Source organism: Burkholderia metallica, from assembly GCF_902832845.1.
Classification (GTDB): Bacteria; Pseudomonadota; Gammaproteobacteria; order Burkholderiales; family Burkholderiaceae; genus Burkholderia; species Burkholderia metallica.
This window is the reverse complement of sequence record NZ_CADFDB010000025.1, coordinates 1-7,538: the sequence shown is the minus strand read 5'-3', so window position 1 is coordinate 7,538 and position 7,538 is coordinate 1. Positions and strand designations below refer to the sequence as shown.

Genomic DNA, 7,538 nt, shown 5'->3' with positions numbered 1-7,538 from the left:
AGAGACAGACTCGTTATAGGGTCAAGCGAACAAGTGCATGTGGTGGATGCCTTGGCGATCACAGGCGATGAAGGACGCGGTAGCCTGCGAAAAGCTACGGGGAGCTGGCAAACGAGCTTTGATCCGTAGATGTCCGAATGGGGAAACCCACTCCTTTTGGAGTATCCATGGCTGAATACATAGGCCATGTGAAGCGAACGCGGTGAACTGAAACATCTAAGTAACCGCAGGAAAAGAAATCAACCGAGATTCCCAAAGTAGTGGCGAGCGAAATGGGATGAGCCTTGCACTCTTTATTTGTATTGTTAGCCGAACGCTCTGGAAAGTGCGGCCATAGCAGGTGATAGCCCTGTAGGCGAAAACAGTATGAAAGAACTAGGTGTGCGACAAGTAGGGCGGGACACGTGAAATCCTGTCTGAAGATGGGGGGACCATCCTCCAAGGCTAAATACTCGTGATCGACCGATAGTGAACCAGTACCGTGAGGGAAAGGCGAAAAGAACCCCGGGAGGGGAGTGAAATAGATCCTGAAACCGCATGCATACAAACAGTCGGAGCCTCGTAAGGGGTGACGGCGTACCTTTTGTATAATGGGTCAGCGACTTACGTTCAGTAGCAAGCTTAACCGTATAGGGCAGGCGTAGCGAAAGCGAGTCCGAATAGGGCGTTCAGTTGCTGGGCGTAGACCCGAAACCAGGTGATCTATCCATGGCCAGGATGAAGGTGCGGTAACACGTACTGGAGGTCCGAACCCACTAACGTTGAAAAGTTAGGGGATGAGCTGTGGATAGGGGTGAAAGGCTAAACAAACCTGGAAATAGCTGGTTCTCTCCGAAAACTATTTAGGTAGTGCCTCGTGTCTCACCTTCGGGGGTAGAGCACTGTCATGGTTGGGGGGTCTATTGCAGATTACCCCGCCATAGCAAACTCCGAATACCGAAGAGTGCAATCACGGGAGACAGACATCGGGTGCTAACGTCCGGTGTCAAGAGGGAAACAACCCAGACCGCCAGCTAAGGTCCCCAAATATAGCTAAGTGGGAAACGAAGTGGGAAGGCTAAAACAGTCAGGAGGTTGGCTTAGAAGCAGCCACCCTTTAAAGAAAGCGTAATAGCTCACTGATCGAGTCGTCCTGCGCGGAAGATGTAACGGGGCTAAGCTATATACCGAAGCTGCGGATGCGAGCTTTGCTCGCATGGTAGGAGAGCGTTCCGTAAGCCTGCGAAGGTGCCTTGTAAAGGGTGCTGGAGGTATCGGAAGTGCGAATGCTGACATGAGTAGCGATAAAGGGGGTGAAAGGCCCCCTCGCCGTAAGCCCAAGGTTTCCTACGCAACGTTCATCGGCGTAGGGTGAGTCGGCCCCTAAGGCGAGGCAGAAATGCGTAGCTGATGGGAAGCAGGTCAATATTCCTGCACCATTGTTAGATGCGATGGGGGGACGGATCGCGGAAGGTTGTCCGGGTGTTGGAAGTCCCGGTCGCTGCATTGGAGAAGGCACTTAGGCAAATCCGGGTGCGTAATTCAAGGGTGTGGCGCGAGCTCCTTCGGGAGCGAAGCAATTGGAAGTGGTTCCAAGAAAAGCCTCTAAGCTTCAGTCTAACGATGACCGTACCGCAAACCGACACAGGTGGGCGAGATGAGTATTCTAAGGCGCTTGAGAGAACTCGGGAGAAGGAACTCGGCAAATTGGTACCGTAACTTCGGGATAAGGTACGCCCTTGTAGCTTGACCAGCCTGCGCTGGGAGGGTGAAGGGGTTGCAATAAACTGGTGGCTGCGACTGTTTAATAAAAACACAGCACTCTGCAAACACGAAAGTGGACGTATAGGGTGTGACGCCTGCCCGGTGCCGGAAGATTAAATGATGGGGTGCAAGCTCTTGATTGAAGTCCCGGTAAACGGCGGCCGTAACTATAACGGTCCTAAGGTAGCGAAATTCCTTGTCGGGTAAGTTCCGACCTGCACGAATGGCGTAACGATGGCCACACTGTCTCCTCCCGAGACTCAGCGAAGTTGAAGTGTTTGTGATGATGCAATCTACCCGCGGCTAGACGGAAAGACCCCATGAACCTTTACTGTAGCTTTGCATTGGACTTTGAACCGATCTGTGTAGGATAGGTGGGAGGCTATGAAACCGGAACGCTAGTTTCGGTGGAGCCGTCCTTGAAATACCACCCTGGTTTGTTTGAGGTTCTAACCTTGGCCCGTGATCCGGGTCGGGGACAGTGCATGGTAGGCAGTTTGACTGGGGCGGTCTCCTCCCAAAGCGTAACGGAGGAGTACGAAGGTACGCTAGGTACGGTCGGAAATCGTGCTGATAGTGCAATGGCATAAGCGTGCTTAACTGCGAGACCGACAAGTCGAGCAGGTGCGAAAGCAGGTCATAGTGATCCGGTGGTTCTGTATGGAAGGGCCATCGCTCAACGGATAAAAGGTACTCTGGGGATAACAGGCTGATACCGCCCAAGAGTTCATATCGACGGCGGTGTTTGGCACCTCGATGTCGGCTCATCTCATCCTGGGGCTGTAGCCGGTCCCAAGGGTATGGCTGTTCGCCATTTAAAGAGGTACGTGAGCTGGGTTTAAAACGTCGTGAGACAGTTTGGTCCCTATCTGCCGTGGGCGTTGGATATTTGAAGGGGGCTGCTCCTAGTACGAGAGGACCGGAGTGGACGAACCTCTGGTGTACCGGTTGTCACGCCAGTGGCATCGCCGGGTAGCTATGTTCGGAAGAGATAACCGCTGAAAGCATCTAAGCGGGAAACTCGCCTTAAGATGAGATATCCCTGGGGACTAGATCCCCTTGAAGGGTCGTTCGAGACCAGGACGTTGATAGGTCAGGTGTGTAAGCGCAGTAATGCGTTCAGCTAACTGATACTAATTGCCCGTAAGGCTTGATCCTATAACAAGTCTGCCTTATGGATCGGCGCCGTGCGCAAGCACTGGCCGCGATCCAAAGCGACATGTTGGATTCTCGTGTGCGATACACACAACTCAAAATTACTGCTTCTTCCCAGATTGGTTCTGTTGGCCACGCCAGCAGAACAACCCTCTTTGCCTGATGACCATAGCGAGTCGGTCCCACCCCTTCCCATCCCGAACAGGACCGTGAAACGACTCTACGCCGATGATAGTGCGGATTCCCGTGTGAAAGTAGGTAATCGTCAGGCTCCCTAAGCCAGAAACCCCCGACCGAAAGGCGGGGGTTTTTGCATTTCGGCGGCGGAAATGCATGCGCGAGCGAGAAGGGTGCCCATTCATCATGTCTCTCCGGCACATATGCTGGATCACTCGACTGCAATTCTGCAGTCAAACCTCACCCGGAACGAGAAACCGGGCGATTTGATACGATCGAAATGCCATCGGCGATTGCACGCGTCGACGTGCAAGTTCGAAATCAGGGCTTGATGGAGAGAGCGGGAATGAATATCGGCGACGCGTCGCGCGAATCCGGGGTCAGCGCAAAAATGATCCGGTACTACGAACAGGTCGGCCTGCTTGCACCGAGCAAACGTACCGACGCCGGCTACCGGATCTACGGCGCGGATGAAATCCATATCCTGCGCTTCATCCGTCAGGCGCGACGCCTCGGCTTTCTCGTCGAAGACATCCGCAAGCTGCTGACGCTCTGGCAAGACCGTTCCCGGGCGAGTGCCGAAGTGAAGGCGATTGCCCTCGAGCACGTGGCCGAACTCGACAAACGCATCGCGGAACTGAGCGACATGCGCGACACGCTGGCCGATCTCGCTGCGCACTGCCATGGTGACGGGCGGCCGGAATGCCCGATTTTGGCGCGCCTGTCCGACCCCGTCGGCGAACCAAATTAGTGCGTATGCTCGAGGCCCGAAACAGGCCTCAATTCGATTTCCATAAAAATCAAAGGCTTACGTGATATCGGCGCTCGGTCATTCCGATTGGGAATGGTTGCCATGCAAGTATTTCACTAGCATCTTGGTGCGGCATCGCTATAATTCGGGATAACCCTATACGGGAAATCCCTGAACACCGATTCACCAGGGGTCCCCCTTCCTTGGAGAACGTCATGATCGCCTACATCGTCGAAAAGCTGAGCAACTGGTTTGAATCCGCAGAACGTGAACGTCGCGAGGCCTACCTGGCCACATCGTCGGACATCGTCCAGCTCGAAAGCCGCATCCGCTCGCTGGAAACCAACGGCTACTCGCTGTAATCGGAGTCGCCGTCAGGTGCCGCGTGGTACCGAACGATAAGCAAGCCCCGTATTGACGGGGCTTTGTTTTTTGTGCGCCGGATCTGGCGCAATCATCAGTGCAGCGCTATGGTATCGACCTGCTTTTCACCTTGAAGGACACGATCATGCGTTTGCGTCTCGATGTGCGTCGTAGTGCCCGCGCGCGTCTCGTTCTGGGCGCGGCGGTGCTTGTCCATGGACTCGCGGCCGTAGCCGCGACGTCGTCCAAACCGCTGGTTCTCGATACGCACCGGGGTATCCAGGACGGCAAGGGCGGGTTGGTGCTGCAGACCGCACCGTTGTCATCCGAGCCGATCGTCGAGCCGGCGGGCATGCGGGCTCCGGCAGGGCAGGTGCCGAACACGTCGGTTCCGCTGTTCGTCGCGCCGTATATCAATGTCCCCGCGTGGGGTGGGCAGCCGTCCAGCCCGCCGAGGCTCGCGCCGAGACTTCAGCCGTAAGGGCTCGTCGCCCGATCAGTTGCCGCGGTGCTCGATCTGGTAGCGGGCGCCGCTGTCCTGTCCGAGCTTCTCGACCAGGTAGGGCAGTGCCTCGTTCATGCTCTGCGCGAGCGTATACGGCGGATTCAGGATGAACATCCCGCTGCCGTAGAGACCCAGCCCGTCAGTCGGCGGATTCGACACCGTCAGCGTCAGATGCAGCCAGTTGTTCGGTTGCAGGCGCTTCAACTGCTCGGTAAAACGCTGCGATTCCGTCCGGGTCACCTGCGGGTACCAGACCGCATAGCAGCCCGTCGCGAAACGCTTCAGACACTCCGTCAAGCACGTGACCGTGCGCGCGTAATCCTTCTTGTCCTCATAGGACGGGTCGATCAGCACGAGCGCGCGGCGCGGCGGCGGAGGCAGCAGCGCCTTGATGCCTTCGAAGCCGTCGCCTGCGAAGATCATTGCGCGTCGCCCCGCATCGCGGAAATTGTGGCGCAGCACGTCGATTTCCGTCGTGTGCATTTCGAACAGGCGCATGCGGTCCTGCTCGCGCATCGATCGCCATGCGATGTACGGGGAACCGGGGTAGAAGCGCAGTTCGCCGTCGTCGTTCAGTGCGCGGACTTCGTCGACATAGTCGCCCAGCGCTTCCGGCAAATTCTTTTCGTTCCACAGCCGGCCGACGCCGGTGTCGAATTCCGACGTCTTCGCCGCGTAGCCGTCGCGCAGCGAGTACACGCCGGCACCGGCATGCGTGTCGACGTACCAGTACGACTTGTCTTTCTTGTTCAGGTAGCGCAGCAGCTGGACGACGACGGCGTGCTTGAGCACGTCCGCGTGGTTGCCTGCGTGAAAACCGTGACGATAACTGAGCATGGCGGGCTGCCTGAAACGAAAGGTGAATCGATGAATGCGGTCGATCGTGCACGGCCGTCAGGTCGGGCGCCGATGCGGGCCGCGTATTGTACGCGAGTGGCCGCGCATCGCCTTACTCGTACGCATCGCCGACCACCTCCTCGATGCGTTGCTTCACCTCCGGCGTCAGTTTGGCGGCAACGTCGAGCGCGCGCATGTTGTCGCCGATCTGCTCGATCCGCGACGCGCCCGTGATGACCGAACTCACCCGCGGATTCGCGAGCACCCACGCGATCGCGAGCTGGGCCGTGCTGCAGCCGAGCTCGGCTGCGATTTCGCCGAGTCGTTCGACGATATCGTTGGCGGCCTGATCGGTCAGGCGCTCGCGCATCCAGTCGTAACCCTGCAACTGCGCCCGGCTGCCGGGCGGCACGCCGTTACGGTACTTGCCGGTGAGCAGGCCCGATGCCAGCGGGCTCCAGGTCGTGAGGCCGAGGCCGTAGTCGTCGTAGAGCCGCGCATATTCCTGCTCGACCCGCGTACGGTGGAACAGGTTGTACTGCGGCTGCTCGACGACCGGCTTGTGCAGGTGATGCCGTTCGGCGATCTCGCAAGCGGCACGAATTTCGTCGGCGCGCCATTCCGACGTGCCCCAGTACAGCGCCTTGCCGCGCACGATCATGTCGCTCATCGCCCAGACGGTTTCCTCGATCGGCGTGTTCGGATCGGGGCGATGGCAATAGACGAGATCGACGTAATCGAGCTGCAGCCGGCGCAGCGAGCCGTCGATCGCGTTCAACAGGTATTTACGGTTCAGCGTGTGATACTGGTTGGGTGCTTCGGCGAGCCCCCAGAAGAACTTCGTGGACACGATGTAGCTGACGCGCGGCCAGTCGAGCGACTTGAGCGCGTGACCCATGATTTCCTCGGATTTGCCGCCGGCGTACACCTCGGCATTGTCGAAGAAATTGACGCCCGCGTCGCGTGCCGCGGCGAGGCATTCGCGGGCGACCCGCTGGTCGACCTGATTGCCGTACGTCACCCATGAACCGAGCGAAAGCGCGCTGATCTGCAGGCCGGAGCGGCCTAGCCGTCGATAGTGCATGCGAATCTCCTGCGTGACGGAACCGACCTTAAGCTTAGACGTTTTGCGCGCGAACCGCGGGGCCGATCGTGCACAATGGCGGCTGGCCCGCCGCCACGATCGCGAGATGGCAGCGGAGGCGGCGGGCGCTCGTTTTATCGATCCGACAACGGGAGGAGACGGACATGGCAGCAGATCTGAACGGCAAGACCGCAGTCGTCACGGGTGCCGCGAGCGGCATCGGCAAGGAAATCGCACTCGAGCTCGCGAAAGCGGGCGCGGCCGTCGCGATCGCCGACCTGAACCAGGACGGCGCCAATGCGGTCGCCGACGAGATCGTCAAGGCCGGCGGCAAGGCGATCGGCGTCGCGATGGACGTGACCAACGAGGATGCCGTGAACAGCGGCATCGACAAGGTGGCCGCCACGTTCGGCTCGGTCGACATCCTCGTGTCGAACGCGGGCATCCAGATCGTCAACCCGATCGAGAACTACTCGTTCTCCGACTGGAAGAAGATGCAGGCGATCCACGTCGACGGCGCGTTCCTCACGACCAAGGCCGCGCTCAAGCACATGTACAAGGACGATCGCGGCGGCGTCGTGATCTACATGGGTTCGGTGCACTCGCACGAAGCGTCGCCGCTGAAGTCGGCATACGTGACGGCCAAGCACGGCCTGCTGGGTCTCGCCCGCGTGCTGGCGAAGGAAGGCGCGAAGCACAACGTGCGCTCGCACGTGGTGTGTCCGGGCTTCGTGCGCACGCCGCTGGTCGACAAGCAGATTCCGGAGCAGGCGAAGGAGCTCGGGATCAGCGAAGAGGAAGTGGTGAAGAAGGTGATGCTCGGCAATACGGTGGACGGCGTGTTCACGACGGTGCAGGACGTCGCGCAGACGGTGCTGTTCCTGTCGGCGTTCCCGAGCGCGGCGCTCACGGGCCAGTCGTTC

The 7,538-nt window shown here is 58.7% G+C and carries 6 protein-coding genes and 2 rRNA genes; 6 read left to right on the top strand and 2 right to left on the bottom strand.

Annotation, left to right across the window (positions count from 1 at the left end):
• Positions 1–19 precede the first annotated feature (19 nt).
• The 5 genes from HWX08_RS34120 to HWX08_RS34100 all read left to right on the top strand — a co-directional run bounded on the left by HWX08_RS34120 (position 20) and on the right by HWX08_RS34100 (position 4,670).
• Positions 20–2,901, top strand: a 23S ribosomal RNA gene (locus HWX08_RS34120).
• Positions 2,902–3,056: 155 nt separating this feature from the next.
• Positions 3,057–3,169: ribosomal RNA gene (rrf, locus tag HWX08_RS34115) — 5S ribosomal RNA — on the top strand.
• Between the two features lie 252 nt (positions 3,170–3,421).
• Positions 3,422–3,826, top strand: coding sequence for a Cu(I)-responsive transcriptional regulator (cueR, locus tag HWX08_RS34110; RefSeq protein WP_174923020.1), 405 nt, complete (start codon positions 3,422–3,424; stop codon positions 3,824–3,826).
• Positions 3,827–4,041: 215 nt separating this feature from the next.
• On the top strand, positions 4,042–4,188 hold the full coding sequence (locus tag HWX08_RS34105; protein WP_006478295.1) for a DUF3563 family protein: 147 nt from the start codon (positions 4,042–4,044) through the stop codon (positions 4,186–4,188).
• 146 nt (positions 4,189–4,334) lie between these two features.
• Positions 4,335–4,670, top strand: a complete 336-nt coding sequence (locus HWX08_RS34100; RefSeq protein WP_174923022.1) for a hypothetical protein — start codon at positions 4,335–4,337, stop codon at positions 4,668–4,670.
• A gap of 15 nt (positions 4,671–4,685) precedes the next feature.
• Here the strand turns inward: HWX08_RS34100 and HWX08_RS34095 are convergent, their stop codons facing one another.
• Together HWX08_RS34095 and HWX08_RS34090 are read right to left on the bottom strand one after the other, a co-directional pair.
• Positions 4,686–5,531, bottom strand: coding sequence for a 23S rRNA (adenine(2030)-N(6))-methyltransferase RlmJ (locus tag HWX08_RS34095; RefSeq protein ID WP_174923019.1), 846 nt, complete (start codon positions 5,529–5,531; stop codon positions 4,686–4,688).
• A 112-nt stretch (positions 5,532–5,643) separates the two neighbouring features.
• Positions 5,644–6,615, bottom strand: a complete 972-nt coding sequence (locus tag HWX08_RS34090; protein WP_069257162.1) for a potassium channel beta subunit family protein — start codon at positions 6,613–6,615, stop codon at positions 5,644–5,646.
• Positions 6,616–6,779: 164 nt separating this feature from the next.
• Between HWX08_RS34090 and HWX08_RS34085 the strand changes: the two genes are divergently transcribed.
• Positions 6,780–7,538: 3-hydroxybutyrate dehydrogenase (locus tag HWX08_RS34085; protein ID WP_175869760.1), on the top strand; the 759-nt coding region annotated here is incomplete at its 3' end.